14 protein-coding genes and 1 pseudogene are annotated in these 12,637 nt (G+C 72.5%); 8 read left to right on the top strand and 7 right to left on the bottom strand.

Features of this window, described 5'->3' with window-relative positions:
• Positions 1 to 52 precede the first annotated feature (52 nt).
• From H0S67_RS09200 to hemW, 4 genes and pseudogenes are all read left to right on the top strand, one after another.
• Positions 53 to 715 (top strand): MOSC domain-containing protein, encoded by a 663-nt coding sequence (locus tag H0S67_RS09200; RefSeq protein ID WP_180936338.1) that lies wholly within the window; start codon positions 53 to 55, stop codon positions 713 to 715.
• Positions 716 to 879: 164 nt separating this feature from the next.
• Positions 880 to 1,704, top strand: a pseudogene (locus tag H0S67_RS27280) (AMP-binding protein); the annotation flags it as partial.
• Between the two features lie 230 nt (positions 1,705 to 1,934).
• The gene (locus H0S67_RS27285; protein ID WP_343050423.1) at positions 1,935 to 2,699 is read left to right on the top strand and encodes an AMP-dependent synthetase/ligase; all 765 of its coding nucleotides are present in this window, start codon (positions 1,935 to 1,937) and stop codon (positions 2,697 to 2,699) included.
• Between the two features lie 61 nt (positions 2,700 to 2,760).
• Positions 2,761 to 4,014, top strand: a complete 1,254-nt coding sequence (gene hemW, locus H0S67_RS09210; protein WP_180936339.1) for a radical SAM family heme chaperone HemW — start codon at positions 2,761 to 2,763, stop codon at positions 4,012 to 4,014.
• A 12-nt stretch (positions 4,015 to 4,026) separates the two neighbouring features.
• On the opposite strand, the gene H0S67_RS09215 is transcribed toward hemW, so the two are convergent.
• The 5 genes from H0S67_RS09215 to H0S67_RS24840 all read right to left on the bottom strand — a co-directional run bounded on the left by H0S67_RS09215 (position 4,027) and on the right by H0S67_RS24840 (position 6,682).
• The gene (locus tag H0S67_RS09215; RefSeq protein WP_246355243.1) at positions 4,027 to 4,536 is read right to left on the bottom strand and encodes a DUF4870 domain-containing protein; all 510 of its coding nucleotides are present in this window, start codon (positions 4,534 to 4,536) and stop codon (positions 4,027 to 4,029) included.
• Positions 4,537 to 4,624: 88 nt separating this feature from the next.
• Positions 4,625 to 5,473: a DUF3097 domain-containing protein gene (locus tag H0S67_RS09220; RefSeq protein ID WP_180936340.1), complete on the bottom strand. Its 849-nt coding sequence runs from the start codon at positions 5,471 to 5,473 to the stop codon at positions 4,625 to 4,627.
• 70 nt (positions 5,474 to 5,543) lie between these two features.
• Positions 5,544 to 5,741 (bottom strand): hypothetical protein, encoded by a 198-nt coding sequence (locus H0S67_RS09225; RefSeq protein WP_180936341.1) that lies wholly within the window; start codon positions 5,739 to 5,741, stop codon positions 5,544 to 5,546.
• 76 nt (positions 5,742 to 5,817) lie between these two features.
• Positions 5,818 to 6,261 carry an MBL fold metallo-hydrolase gene (locus H0S67_RS09230; RefSeq protein WP_246355244.1) on the bottom strand — a complete coding sequence of 148 codons (444 nt, stop codon included), beginning with the start codon at positions 6,259 to 6,261 and terminating at the stop codon, positions 5,818 to 5,820.
• Positions 6,245 to 6,682 (bottom strand): MBL fold metallo-hydrolase, encoded by a 438-nt coding sequence (locus tag H0S67_RS24840; RefSeq protein ID WP_246355245.1) that lies wholly within the window; start codon positions 6,680 to 6,682, stop codon positions 6,245 to 6,247. The genes H0S67_RS09230 and H0S67_RS24840 overlap by 17 nt, the downstream gene beginning before the upstream one ends.
• Positions 6,683 to 6,766: 84 nt before the next feature.
• Here H0S67_RS24840 and hrcA point away from each other — a divergent pair, with 84 nt between their 5' ends.
• The 4 genes from hrcA (at position 6,767) to H0S67_RS09250 (ending at position 10,510) form a co-directional block, all read left to right on the top strand.
• Positions 6,767 to 7,780, top strand: a complete 1,014-nt coding sequence (gene hrcA, locus H0S67_RS09235; protein WP_180936343.1) for a heat-inducible transcriptional repressor HrcA — start codon at positions 6,767 to 6,769, stop codon at positions 7,778 to 7,780.
• A gap of 48 nt (positions 7,781 to 7,828) precedes the next feature.
• Complete coding sequence (gene dnaJ / locus H0S67_RS09240) at positions 7,829 to 9,001, top strand: molecular chaperone DnaJ (protein ID WP_180936344.1); 1,173 nt, start codon at positions 7,829 to 7,831, stop codon at positions 8,999 to 9,001.
• The gene (locus H0S67_RS09245; RefSeq protein ID WP_180936345.1) at positions 9,001 to 9,741 is read left to right on the top strand and encodes a 16S rRNA (uracil(1498)-N(3))-methyltransferase; all 741 of its coding nucleotides are present in this window, start codon (positions 9,001 to 9,003) and stop codon (positions 9,739 to 9,741) included. Before dnaJ ends, H0S67_RS09245 begins: the two co-directional genes overlap by 1 nt.
• 304 nt (positions 9,742 to 10,045) lie before the next feature.
• On the top strand, positions 10,046 to 10,510 hold the full coding sequence (locus tag H0S67_RS09250) for a hypothetical protein (RefSeq protein ID WP_180936346.1): 465 nt from the start codon (positions 10,046 to 10,048) through the stop codon (positions 10,508 to 10,510).
• Positions 10,511 to 10,733: 223 nt separating this feature from the next.
• Here the strand turns inward: H0S67_RS09250 and H0S67_RS09255 are convergent, their stop codons facing one another.
• Positions 10,734 to 11,780, bottom strand: a complete 1,047-nt coding sequence (locus H0S67_RS09255) for a winged helix DNA-binding domain-containing protein (protein ID WP_180936347.1) — start codon at positions 11,778 to 11,780, stop codon at positions 10,734 to 10,736.
• Positions 11,781 to 11,790: 10 nt separating this feature from the next.
• Complete coding sequence (locus H0S67_RS09260) at positions 11,791 to 12,633, bottom strand: MerR family transcriptional regulator (protein WP_180936348.1); 843 nt, start codon at positions 12,631 to 12,633, stop codon at positions 11,791 to 11,793.
• Positions 12,634 to 12,637 lie beyond the last annotated feature (4 nt).

Raw genomic sequence — 12,637 nt, forward strand, 5'->3', positions numbered from 1 at the left:
CGCGCCGCACAATCCGGTTGGTCCGGTGGGCCGCAGCCGCGAGAATCGGCACGTGCCCACCCTCGTCTCCGTCAACGTCGGCCGCCCGCGCGAGGCCGCCTGGGCCGGGATCGGCCGCACCTCCATCGACAAGCGGCCGGTGGCCGGCCCGGTGCTGGCCCGGCGCCTCGGCCTCGAGGGCGACCAGGTGTCCGACACCAAGCACCACGGCGGGCCCGACCAGGCGGTCTACGCCTTCGCCCGCGAGGACCTCGACCACTGGGCCGCCGAACTCGGGGTCGAGATCCCCGACGGCCAGTTCGGCGAGAACCTCACCACCCGTGGGATCGACGTCAACGAGGCGGAGGTGGGCGAGCGCTGGCTCGTGGGCGACGCGGTGCTCGAGGTCGCGTCGGTCCGCATCCCCTGCAACGACTTCAAGAGCTGGATGGGCCGCTGCGGCTACGACGAACGCGCGTGGGTGCGTCGCTTCGCCGCCCAGCACCGCCCGGGCCCCTACCTGCGGGTGGTCACCGAGGGCCACCTGCGCGCCGGCGACGACCTGACAGTCGTGCACCGCCCCGGCCACGGGGTGACCGTGAGCACGATGTTCCGGGCGCTGACGTCCGAGCGGTCGCTGCTGCCGGAGCTGCTCAAGGTCGACGGCCTGGTCGCCGAGGCGCGGGTCAGGGCCGAGGCCTACGCCCCCGCGCTGAGCGTCATCGACGACGTGTGAGGTTCGTCCACGGGGCTCGGCTCCGCCCGGTCCGTGCGCGCGCATGGCGATCCTCACGTGGGATCGGCTACCGGAGCGTAACCAGGTGATCTAGGTTACTGGCCAGAGAAGTCTCCTCGGACGACGTCTTCCCCGCCCCGACCCGCCGCCAGTGCAGGAGTGTCATGCCCGTCACCTACGACACCAGCTTCCTCGACCGTCTGGCCCCCAACGTGGCCGCGCTGTTCCTCGACCGCGTCGAGCGGACGCCGGACCACGAGGCCTACCGCTACCCCCGTGACGGCGGCTGGGAGTCGGTCACGTGGAGGGAGACCGGCACCCGGGTCAGGAGGCTGGCGGCCGGCCTGCTGTCGCTGGGCATCGAGCGCGAGCAGCGTGTGGGCATCGCGTCGAGCACCCGTTACGAGTGGATCCTCGCCGACCTGGCGGTGATGTGCGCCGGAGCAGCGACGACGACGGTGTACCCGTCGACCAACGCCGAGGACACGGCGTACATCCTCAGTGACTCGGAGTGCCGCGTCGTCTTCACCGAGGACGACGAGCAGATCGCGAAGGTCAAGGAGCACAAGGCCGAGCTGCCGCACCTGCTGCGCGTGGTCACCTTCGACGGGACCACCGACGACAGCTGGGTGATCGACCTCGAGCAGCTCGGCGAGCTCGGCGACGCCTACCTGGCCGAGCACCCCGACGTCATCGACGAGGTCGCCGCCTCGATCGAGCCCGAGCAGCTCGCCACGCTGATCTACACCTCCGGAACCACCGGGCGGCCCAAGGGCGTGCGGCTCCAGCACCGGTCGTGGGTCTACGAGGGCGCCGCGATCGACGTCATGGACATCCTCCACGAGGACGACCTGCAGTTCCTGTGGCTGCCGATGGCGCACTCGTTCGGCAAGGTGCTGCTCTCCACCCAGCTGGCCTGCGGCTTCGCCACGGCCATCGACGGGCGCGTGGAGAAGATCGTCGACAACCTCGGGGTCGTGAAGCCGACCTTCATGGGAGCGGCGCCGCGGATCTTCGAGAAGGCCCACGGCCGGATCGTCACCATGCAGCAGTCCGAGGGCGGCGCGAAGGAGAAGATCTTCAACCAGGCCTTCAAGGTCGGCCTGAAGGTCGAGGACTCCGGCGCGACGGCAAGTCCGTCCCGCTGCCGCTGCGGCTGCAGCACGGGCTCTTCGACAAGCTGGTCTTCAGCAAGGTGCGCGAGCGCTTCGGTGGCCGGGTGCGCTTCTTCATCTCCGGTGCCGCGGCGCTCAACCAGGACATCGCCGAGTGGTTCAACGCCGCCGGCATCCTCATCCTCGAGGGCTACGGGCTCACCGAGACCTCGGCCGGGGCGTTCGTCAACCACCCCGACGAGTACAAGATGGGCACGGTCGGGCCCGCGCTGCCCGGCAGCGAGGTCAAGCTGGGCGAGGGCGACGAGGTGCTGATCCGTGGCCCGCACGTCATGGACGGCTACCACAACCTGCCCGAGGAGACCGCCAAGACGCTGACCGACGACGGCTGGCTGCGGACCGGGGACAAGGGCAGCATCGACGCCGAGGGCTTCCTCACCATCACCGGGCGGATCAAGGACCTGTTCAAGACCTCGGGCGGCAAGTACATCGCCCCGTCGGCGATCGAGTCGAAGTTCAAGGCGGTCTGCCCCTACGCCAGCCAGTTCATGGTCTTCGGCAACGAGCGCAACTACTGCGTCGCGCTCGTCACGCTCGACCCCGACGCGATGGAGGGCTGGGCGGAGGAGAACGGCATGACCGGCACGTCGTACGAGGACCTGGTGAAGTCCGACAAGGTCCACGACCTCGTCGCCGGCTACGTCGACGACCTCAACTCGCGCCTCAACCGCTGGGAGACCATCAAGCGCTGGGAGCTGCTCGACCACGACCTGACCGTCGAGTCCGGCGAGCTGACCCCGTCGATGAAGGTCAAGCGCAACGTCGTGGAGTCGAACTACCAGGACCGGATCGACGCGCTCTACGCCTGACGGCTCGCCCGCCTGACGACGGCTCCGGCCCGTCGTCGGGCGGACCGGGCGGGTTGAGAGGATGGAGCACGTGCCTCCCTCCTCCCTGCCGCCCGGTGACCCCGTCCCCGAGGACGGCTCGCTCCCGGCAGAGGCCCTCGCCGGGGTGGGCGAGAGACCGTTCGGCCTCTACGTCCACGTGCCCTTCTGCTCGGTGCGGTGCGGCTACTGCGACTTCAACACCTACACCGCCGAGGAGCTGGGCGGGGCCTCCGCGGCCCGGGGTGCCTCGCGCGCGACGTACGCCGAGGCCGCGATCGCGGAGGTACGCCGGGCCCGGGCGCTGCTCGGCGACCGCGACGTCCCGGTGTCGACGGTCTTCTTCGGTGGGGGCACCCCCACCCTGCTGCCCGCGGCCGACCTGGTCGCCGTGGTGGCCGCGATCGAGGAGGAGTTCGGGCTGGTCGCCGGGGCGGAGGTGACCACCGAGTCCAACCCTGACAGCGTCTCCGAGGCGGACCTGGCGACGCTGCGCGCCGGCGGGATCAACCGCATCTCCTTCGGCATGCAGTCCGCGGTCCCGCACGTGCTGCGGACCCTGGACCGCACCCACGACCCGCTCCGGGTCCCGGCGGCGGTCGCCTGGGCGCGGACGGCCGGCTTCGACCGTGCCGGGGGCGGCAGCATCAGCCTGGACCTCATCTACGGGACGCCGGGGGAGTCGCTCGCCGACTGGGAGACCTCGCTCGACACAGCGCTGGCCTGCGAGCCCGACCACGTCTCGGCGTACTCCCTGATCGTCGAGGACGGCACCGCCCTGGCCCGCCAGGTGCGGCGCGGCGAGCTGCCGATGCCCGACGACGACGACCTCGCGGACAAGTACGTGCTGGCCGACGAGCGGCTCGTGGCTGCGGGCCTGGGGTGGTACGAGGTGTCCAACTGGGCGCGCGACGACGCGACGCGCTGCCGCCACAACCTGCTCTACTGGACCGGCGCCGACTGGTGGGGAGTGGGTCCGGGCGCGCACTCGCACGTGGGTGGGGTGCGGTGGTGGAACGTCAAGCACCCCGCGGCGTACGCCGACCGGCTGGCCGCGGGCCTCAGCCCCGCGCACGCGAGGGAGGTGCTCGACCCGGAGAGCCGTCGGGTCGAGCGGGTGCTGCTCGAGCTGCGGTTGCGCCAGGGGCTCGAGGCCGGGGTGCTCGACGCGGCCGGGCGCGCCGCGGTCCCCGACCTGGTCGCGCGAGGGCTGCTCGCGACCGCGGGGGAGCGGCTGGTGCTCACCCGCACCGGGCGGCTGCTCGCCGACGCCGTCGTGCGCGACCTGCTGCCCTGAGCCTCGACTGCCTCAGCTGACCAGCCGGATCGTGACGGGGTAGCGGTACTCCTCGCCCCGGGACGCGCGGACCGATCCGATGATCGTGAAGATCAGCCACATCAGGCCGACGATCGGCAGCAGGAGCAGGCCGACGAGCACGAAGACCAGGATGAACGACACGACCGCGTAGATCAGGATCGAGAGCTGGAAGTTCAGCGACTCGACCGCCTGCCGGCGCACGTAGGGCGACTCGTGGCCCTTGGTGAGCATCACGATCAGCGGGCCGAGGAACGCCAGCGCGACGACCGAGGCCACCAGGGCGCTCCAGTGCGCGGCGCAGCCCCAGGTGATCTCCTCCGAGGTGTGGCCGCTGGGGTGCATCGGCGGCTGCGGGGGCCCGCCGTACGCCGGGGGCTGGCCGCCGGGCTGCTGCCCCCATCCCGGCTGCTGGCCGTACGACGGGGGCTGGCCGTAGGGCTGCGTGCCAGGGGGCGGGTCCGCGGGCCCCTCGGTCGGCTGCGGCTGGGTCGGATCGCTCATCGCGTGCTCCCTGTGGTCGATGCTGTGGTCGCGGCTGGGTGGTGGGTGGCGGAGTCGATCGCTCGGCTCCACGGTAGTCCGGCGGGCATCAGGCCGTCACGAAGTCGATCAGCTCCTCGACCCGGCCGAGCAGCGCCGGGTCGAGGTCGGCGAAGGAGCGCACCCCACCGAGGATGTGCTTCCACGCGCGGGCGATGTCGGCCTGGTTGCGGTGCGGCCAGCCCAGCTGCTGGCAGGTGCCGGTCTTCCAGTCGATGTTGCGGGGCACGTCGGGCCAGCGCTCGAAGCCGAGCCGCTGCGGCTTGACCGCCTGCCAGATGTCGATGAACGGGTGGCCGACGATCAGCACGTCCTTGCCGATCGGCGACCTCGCGATGTTGGCGGCGATGCGGCTCTCCTTGGAGCCGCGGACCAGGTGGTCGACGAGCACCCCGACGCGGCGCTGCGGGCCCGGCTTGAAGTCGCGCAGGTGGTCGGCGAGGTCGTCGACGCCGCCGAGGTACTCCACGACCACGCCCTCGATCCGCAGGTCGTCACCCCAGACCTTCTCGACCAGCTCGGCGTCGTGCCGGCCCTCGACGAAGATCCGGCTGGCGCGAGCGACCCGAGCCTTCGCGCCGTGGACGGCGACCGACCCCGAGGCCGTGCGGGTCGGCTTGGCCGGAGCCGGGGTGCGCACCGGGGCGGTCAGGATGACCGGCTTGCCCTCGAGCAGGAAGCCCGGCCCCAGCGGGAACGTGCGCCGCTTGCCGCGGCGGTCCTCCAGGGTCACGGTGTGGAGGTCGCGATCGACCGCGACGACCTCGCCGCACCAGTCGGTCGTGACCTCCTCGACCACGGAGCCCAGCTCCGCGGGGGCCTCGACGGCGCGGCCGCGCTTCGGGGCGCGCCAGTCGGTGTTGAGGACGTCGGATCCGTAGCGGTCGCGGGAAGTCACCGGACAACGCTAGGGGCGCGGCCCCTGCCGGCGCCGGACGACGCGCCGCCCGCGCTTAGACAGCGGGGCGTCAGTCCTCGAGCTGCTCGTCGTCCCACTCCGAGGCGCCCTTGCCGCCGTCCATGTCGAGGTCGCCGGGGTCCACCTCGTCGTCGAGCGGCTCGGCGAGCGGGTTGTCCTCGCCCGGCTGCAGGTCCTCGGGGAGCTGGTCGTCGCTGATGCCCGGCTCGGACGACTGCTCGGTCGTGGGGTCGCTGGAGTTCGTCATGCGGCGACCGTACCCACGCGCCGACCCCTCAACCGCCCCCGACAGCCCCCGACAGCCCCCGACAGCGGAGCCGGGCTCAGATCAGGGGCAGCCGCTTCTGGCTGCGGGGGAGGTGCTCGTAGCCGCGTCGCACGGCCGTGGCGAGGTGCTCCCGGGGCCAGGGCCACTCGCCGGTCTCGAGCGCCTGGTCGACCGGCACTCCTCGCGACGCGAGGTCGCGGATCGTCTCGGCCACGATGCCGACGGTGTTGCGCTGCTCCTCGACGAACTCCCGGTCGACGGGCGAGCCGTGCCCGGGGACGACGAGGCTCGAGGGGGTCAGCAGGCCCAGCACGATGTCGAGGCTGAGCGGCCACTCCATCGGCCACGAGTCGTCGTTGAAGTACGGCGGTGACGACTCCTCGACCAGGTCGCCGGCCAGCACCACGTCGGCGTCGGGCACGCGCACCACGAGGTCGCCGGAGCTGTGCCCGCGGCCGGGGTGCACGAGCTCGACCGCGCGGTCACCGAGGTCGAGCACCGCGCCGAGGAGAACGTCTGGTCCGGGAGCACGATCCGGGTCGCCATGACGTCCTCGCGCCGGGGGTCGTCGGGGAGTCGGCGTACCGCTGCTTGACCTCCTCGCCCCACTTCTCCAGCTCGTCACGGGCGTTCTCGTGCGCGTGGATCGGCAGGGCGCCGTACTCCTCGCGGAAGGTGTGGTTGCCGAAGGTGTGGTCGAAGTGCCAGTGGGTGTTGACGATGCCGGTGACCTCGCCGGCACCGAGGCGACGCACGTCGTCGATCACCTCGCGGGCCGCGCTCGCGGCACCGTGCGTGTCGACGACGAGCAGCCCCCGGTCGCCGCCGATCAGGGTGATGTTGACGTCGAACCACTCGTACCGGGCGACCCACACCCGGTCGGCGACCTCCCTGAACCCGGCTCCCGTGAATCCCGTCATGACGCCGAGCCTAGTAGTCTTGGCACTCAGGACTTTCGAGTGCCAAGCCCGGACCAGCCCGGAGACCAGCCCAGAGGAGGCGGGATGCAGGAGGAGCGCAGGCTCGCCGTGCTCCGCGCGATCGTGGAGGACTACGTCTCCACCGAGGAGCCGGTCGGCTCCAAGGCACTGGTCGAGCGGCACGGTCTCGGCGTCTCGCCGGCCACGGTGCGCAACGACATGGCGGTGCTGGAGGAGGAGGGTTTCATCACCCAGCCCCACACCAGCGCCGGCCGGGTGCCGACCGACAAGGGCTACCGCCTCTTCGTCGACCGCCTGACCACCGTCAAGCCGATGAGCGCGGCCGAGCGGCGCGCGATCGCGACGTTCCTCGACGGGGCAGTCGACCTCGACGACGTCGTCGGCCGGTCGGTGCGGCTGCTCTCGCAGCTGACCCGCCAGGTCGCCGTCGTGCAGTACCCCACGCTCACTCGTTCCACCGTCCGCCACGTCGAGCTCGTCGCGCTCACCCCGAGCAAGCTGCTCGTCGTGCTCATCCTCAGCACCGGCCGGGTCGAGCAGCGGCTGGTCGAGCTGGAGACCGCGCTGACCGACGACGAGCTGGCCGACCTCCGGCAGCTGGTCAACCGGGCCGCCACCGGCGAGATCATCGCCACGGCCGTCACGGCGCTCCGCGAGGCGGTGCCCCCCGTCGACGGCCACGCCGTCGCGGCGGTCGTCGACTCGCTCGTCGAGGCGATGTCCGACCACCGGTCCGACGAGCGCGTCGCGGTGGGCGGCGCGGCCAACCTGGCGAGGTACGGCGACAGCTTCGACTCCGCCGTCCGCCCGCTGCTCGAGGCGCTCGAGGAGCACGTGATCCTGCTCAAGCTGCTCGGCGAGGCCAGCACCGGCGGCGCGGTCACCGTGCGCATCGGTCACGAGGGGCCCTACCAGGAGCTGGCGTCGACCAGCGTCGTCGCGACGGGCTACGGCCCCCGGGACGAGGCGCTTGCGACGCTGGGCATCGTCGGCCCCACCCGCATGGACTATCCCGGCACGATGGCGGCGGTGCGGGCGGTCGCCCGCTACGTCTCGCGCTTCCTCGACGAGGGCTAGCGCTCCACCGCACGTCAGATCCACCCCCGATCACCCGAAGGAACCGACTTGAGTCAGGACCTGTACGACCTCCTCGGTGTCGACCGCGACGCGGACGCCGACGCCATCAAGAAGGCCTACCGGCGCTTGGCCCGGCAGCTGCACCCCGACGTCAACCCGGACCCCGAGACGCAGGAGAAGTTCAAGGAGGTCTCCCGCGCCTACGAGGTCCTCTCCGACCCGCAGAAGCGGGCGGGGTACGACAGGGGCGGCGACCCGTTCGGCGGCGGGGCCGCCGGCTTCGGGCAGGGCGCCGGGTTCTCGTTCACCGACATCATGGACGCCTTCTTCGGCGGGGCAGGTGGCGGTGCGGCGGCCGGCCGTGGCCCGCGCCCGCGCACGCGCCGCGGCCAGGACGCGCTGATCCGCCTCGACGTCGAGCTCGCCGAGGCGGCGTTCGGCGTGACCCGTGACCTGACCGTGGACACCGCGGTGCTGTGTGCCACCTGCCACGGCGAGGGCACGTCGCCGGGCACCCACCCGATCCCGTGCGAGACGTGTCGCGGTGCGGGCGAGGTGGCGCACGTGCAGCGCTCGTTCCTCGGCGAGATCCGGACCCTGCGCCCGTGCGCGGCGTGCCGCGGGTTCGGCTCGATCATCCCGGAGCCGTGCCGCGAGTGCTCCGGCGACGGCCGCGTCCGCTCGCGCCGCACGATCACCGTCAAGATCCCCGCGGGCGTCGACAACGGAACCCGCGTCCAGCTCACCGAGCAGGGCGAGGTCGGCCCGGGTGGTGGCCCGCCCGGAGACCTCTACGTCGAGATCCAGATCGCCAAGCATGACACCTTCACCCGGCACGGCAACGACCTGCACTGCACGGTCACCCTGCCGATGTCGGCGGCGGCGCTCGGGACGACGCTCTCGCTGCCGACCCTGGAGGCCGACGTCGAGCAGGGCGCCGACTCCGGGGTCGAGACGGCGTTCGACCTCGACATCAAGCCGGGCACGCAGTCCGGCAGCGAGCAGGTGCTGCGCGGCCGGGGCGTCCCCGGGCTGCGTGGCGGTCGGGGCGACCTGGTCGTGACCGTGGTGGTGGAGACGCCGACGCGGCTCGACGAGCGCCAGGAGGAGCTGCTGCGCGAGCTCGCCGCCCTCCGTGGTGAGGAGCAGCCGTCGGGCCACGTGCGCCCGGGGTCGAAGTCGGTCTTCGGCCGGCTGCGCGACGCGTTCAACCAGCACTGATGTCGCTGCCGGTCCACGTCGTCCCCTCGCTGGTGGGGGTGGCGGTCGGCTCCGCGGTCGAGGTGACCGGCGACGAGGCGCACCACGCCGTCGCCGTACGCCGCCTGCGGGTGGGGGAGCCGGTCGTGCTCACCGACGGCGCGGGCCGTGCGGTGACGGGAGAGGTCGCCAGCACCGGCAAGCGGGTGTTCACGGTCACCGTCGCCTCGGTCGACGACGCCGAGCGACCCCAGCCCGAGCTCGTGGTGGTCCAGGCGCTGCCGAAGGGCGACCGCGGCGAGCTGGCCGTGGAGGTGCTCACCGAGATCGGTACGGCGCGGATCGTGCCGTGGGCCGCCGCCCGCAGCGTCGCGGTGTGGAAGGGCGAGCGGGCCGTGAAGTCGCTGGCCCGCTGGCGGTCCACCGCGCGCGAGGCTGCCAAGCAGGCCCGCCGGTCCTGGTTCCCGGAGGTCACCGACCTCGCGACCACCGCGGACGTCGCGGCGCTGCTCGGCGCGGCGGCGCTGGGCGTGGTGCTGCACGAGGACGCGTCGGTGCCGCTCGCCGGCCTCGAGGTGCCCACCAGCGGCCCGGTCGTGGTCGTCGTCGGGCCCGAGGGCGGCCTCACCGACGAGGAGGTCGCGACCTTCGTGGCCGCCGGGGCGACCTCCGTCCGTCTCGGCGCCGAGGTGCTGCGCACCTCCACCGCCGGCCTTGCCGCCGCCTCGGCCCTCCTCGCCCGCACCCGCCGCTGGTCCTGACCCCCGTGGCTCGTTGAGTTGGGCCTCGTTCGGTGCCGAGATGGGCTTCATTTGGCGATTTCGGCGCAACTGGACGGGTTCGGCAAACAGTTGGGATTTACTGTGCCCATTTCGGCTCTCCGGCTCTGCTCGTACGTGGTCAGGGCGAGGGCATCGACCGATGTCTCCTGATGCCCTACCGTCCTGGCATGGCGGAACACCGTCCCTTCGAGGCAGCCGCCCTCGGCGTGGGCTACGCCTGGACGACCAGGGCTACCACGACCTGGCCGCCGCCCTCCTGCAGGTCGTGCCACGGCAAGACATCGTGACCGACGCCGCGCTCCGGGCCGTCATCGACGACCTGCTGCTCAAGATCGCGACCACCGACCGCGTCGAACCGTGGCTCCGCGAGCGGGCCGCGCACGCCGCCGCCCTGCCTCCTTCCGACCCAAGCGTCGACCCAGGCAGCCGCGACGGCCGCGTCGGCACCGTCTGGATCTCCTGGAAGGTCTGGGATGACTTCGACGACGAGGACGCCAGAGGCGAGGACAGGCTGGAGCCTGGCTACTCGGTGTCCTGGCAGTCCAATGATCCCGGGTACAGCTGGGTTGAAGACGGGCCGTACACCACCAGTCTCCGCGACGCGCTCACGTGGGCCCGCGACCGTACCGACGCGGTGGTGGTTCGCCCGGCCTGGGACCAGGGCACCTCCTACTGGGCCGGCCCGCAGCCGCCCACGGGCCGGGATCATCCGTCGAACCTTCCACCGTTGGATGAGTCGCGCGCCTGATCGGCTCGGGGCAACCGCACTGGTCACTTCGTCCGATCCCCGTCAGGACGCGCGGCCGATCCGCCAGAGGCCGCCATGCCCCGCGCTCCAGCTACCGCGCTGCCACGCTGGTCTCAGCGGCCACGCTCGCGGCCTGGAACAGGCACAGCCATCCCAACTGTTTGCCGGGCTCACAACTGGACGCTGATTCCGACCCAACTCGACATTGGCGGTGGCGTTCGGGTCAGCGCGCTAGCAGCGCCTCGATCCCGGCCTTCTCGGCGTCGAGCTCGTGGCGCTCGGCCGGGGAGAGGTCGCGGAACAGCTCGATGACCTCGACGCGGCCGTCCGTCACGCGCCACAGGCCCTCGAGCATCCCGTCCACGAAGACCGTGTGTCCGGCGCCGCCGTTGCTGCCCATCCACCGGCGGCGGTTCCCGGGCGTGGTGACCCGGTCGCGCCCGGCGTGGGAGAGCCACAGGTTGTCGTAGGTCCCGAGCAGGCGCACCGGCGCCGGCGTCTCCTCGTCGGCGAGCTCGCCGTCGGGTACGTCGTACAGGTCGCGCCCGGTCTCGTCCTCGTGCCGCACCAGGTCGGTCATGCTGCGCACCACGCCGGTCAGCCCCGTGACGCCGGACCAGGCGGTGACGTCCGCGGCGGTCGCCGGCCCGAAGGCGCGCAGGTAGCGACGCACCACCTCCGCGGGGTCGGCCTCCGACGAGGGTGCCGAGAGCCAGCGCTCGACATGGTCGTAGACGACCCCGCCGGGCTCCCGCCACTTGCCGCGGGGCGGGAGCTGGGCCAGCGGGACGGCGACCCGCGCGAGCTGGCCGAGAGCGGTCGCGGGCAGGTCCGGGAACCGTTGCCCCAGTGCGGCCGCCAGCTGCTTCTGCGGCAGCGGACCGTCGGCGAGCACCCCCGCCACCGCGCGTGCGAACGACGTCCGGTCGAGGCCGGCCACCGGTCGCACCGCCGTGTTGGTGCGGATCTCCTTCTCCATCCGCGGCTGCAGCCAGGGCCGCAGCGCCAGCGCGTCCTCGGGCGTGAGCAGGTGGATGGTGCCGCGCATCGTCAGCAGCCGCACCAGGCTGCGCTCGTCGAGCCCGCGGCTGACGTCGTACGGGTCGAAGGAGGTCAGGCGGGCGTGCAGGGAGAGGTAGGGCGGAAGCGGCTCCTGCGCCTGCAGGCCGACCAGGTGCCGCACCATCGTGGCGACCGGGGCGTCCACCCGCGCCAGCAGGTGCTGGCGCTGCAGCAGCGTCCGGTTCAGCCGGCGGCGGGAGAGCAGCACGGGCGCGACCCTAGCCGTCGACGAGCGCCGACTCGGCGTCACTGGACCGTGCCCGTCCCGGGACCTGCTCGGCGTGCGACGGAGGGGCGGCAGCCCTCTCCATGCGGATCCAACCCGTCCACCCGCGCGCGGCCATCAGCTCCTGGAGACGCTCGACCATGGGATGGGCGCCGGACGCGAACGAGTCCAGGAGCGCGACGAACGCGTCGTCCCCGAGGTCCTCGCTCTGCCGGTCCAGCTCCCCGAGCTCGGCCGACTCCTCGGCCATCTCGACCAGCAGGTCGGCCAGGGCGACCAGCCGGTCCTCGTCCATGCCGACCTCGAGCAGCTCGTCGATCAGGCGGTAGAGCCGCACCGTCCGCGGATCGTCCAGCCGAGCCGTCTTGTCGGCCATGAGCTCGGGGATCTTCTCCGGCCAGCGGGCGGCCATGAGGATCCAGCCGTCGCGCTCGCCCTCGACCATGGCCTGCGACGCGCCGCTGGCGCGCAGCTTGTCGAGGTACTGGACCACCTCGTCCGGGACCGCGAGGGAGTCGCCGTCGGCCAGCCGGGCGATCCGTCGCCGGTGCTCCTGCAGCTCGCGGATCCTCCCGCGGAGGTCGGCGTCGATCTGGCCGACCGCGGCGCCGAACTCCGCGGGCGTGGCGTCGAGCAGCCCCTGCACCCGGGCCAGGGGGACTCCGGCCTCGGCCAGGGTGCGGATCCGGATCAGGCGCACGACGTCGCCGGCGTCGTACGTCCGGTAGCCGGAGCGGTCCCGCGCCGGCTCCGGCAGCAGGCCGACCTGGTGGTAGTGGCGCACCGCGCGCACCGTGACGCCGGCGTACGCCGCCAGCTGGCTGATCGTGAGCATGGTG

This window comes from Nocardioides ungokensis (assembly GCF_013466985.1).
GTDB classification, from domain to species: Bacteria; Actinomycetota; Actinomycetes; order Propionibacteriales; family Nocardioidaceae; genus Nocardioides; species Nocardioides ungokensis.

Coding starts and splice junctions, on each gene's coding strand:
- H0S67_RS09260 (WP_180936348.1), bottom strand. CDS start 12,633: ATGCTCACGATCAGCCAGCTGGCGGCGTACGCCGGCGTCACGGTGCGC.
- hemW (WP_180936339.1), top strand. CDS start 2,761: ATGGAGCACGTGCCTCCCTCCTCCCTGCCGCCCGGTGACCCCGTCCCC.
- hrcA (WP_180936343.1), top strand. CDS start 6,767: ATGCAGGAGGAGCGCAGGCTCGCCGTGCTCCGCGCGATCGTGGAGGAC.
- H0S67_RS09215 (WP_246355243.1), bottom strand. CDS start 4,536: ATGAGCGATCCGACCCAGCCGCAGCCGACCGAGGGGCCCGCGGACCCG.
- H0S67_RS09225 (WP_180936341.1), bottom strand. CDS start 5,741: ATGACGAACTCCAGCGACCCCACGACCGAGCAGTCGTCCGAGCCGGGC.
- H0S67_RS09245 (WP_180936345.1), top strand. CDS start 9,001: ATGTCGCTGCCGGTCCACGTCGTCCCCTCGCTGGTGGGGGTGGCGGTC.
- H0S67_RS24840 (WP_246355245.1), bottom strand. CDS start 6,682: ATGACGGGATTCACGGGAGCCGGGTTCAGGGAGGTCGCCGACCGGGTG.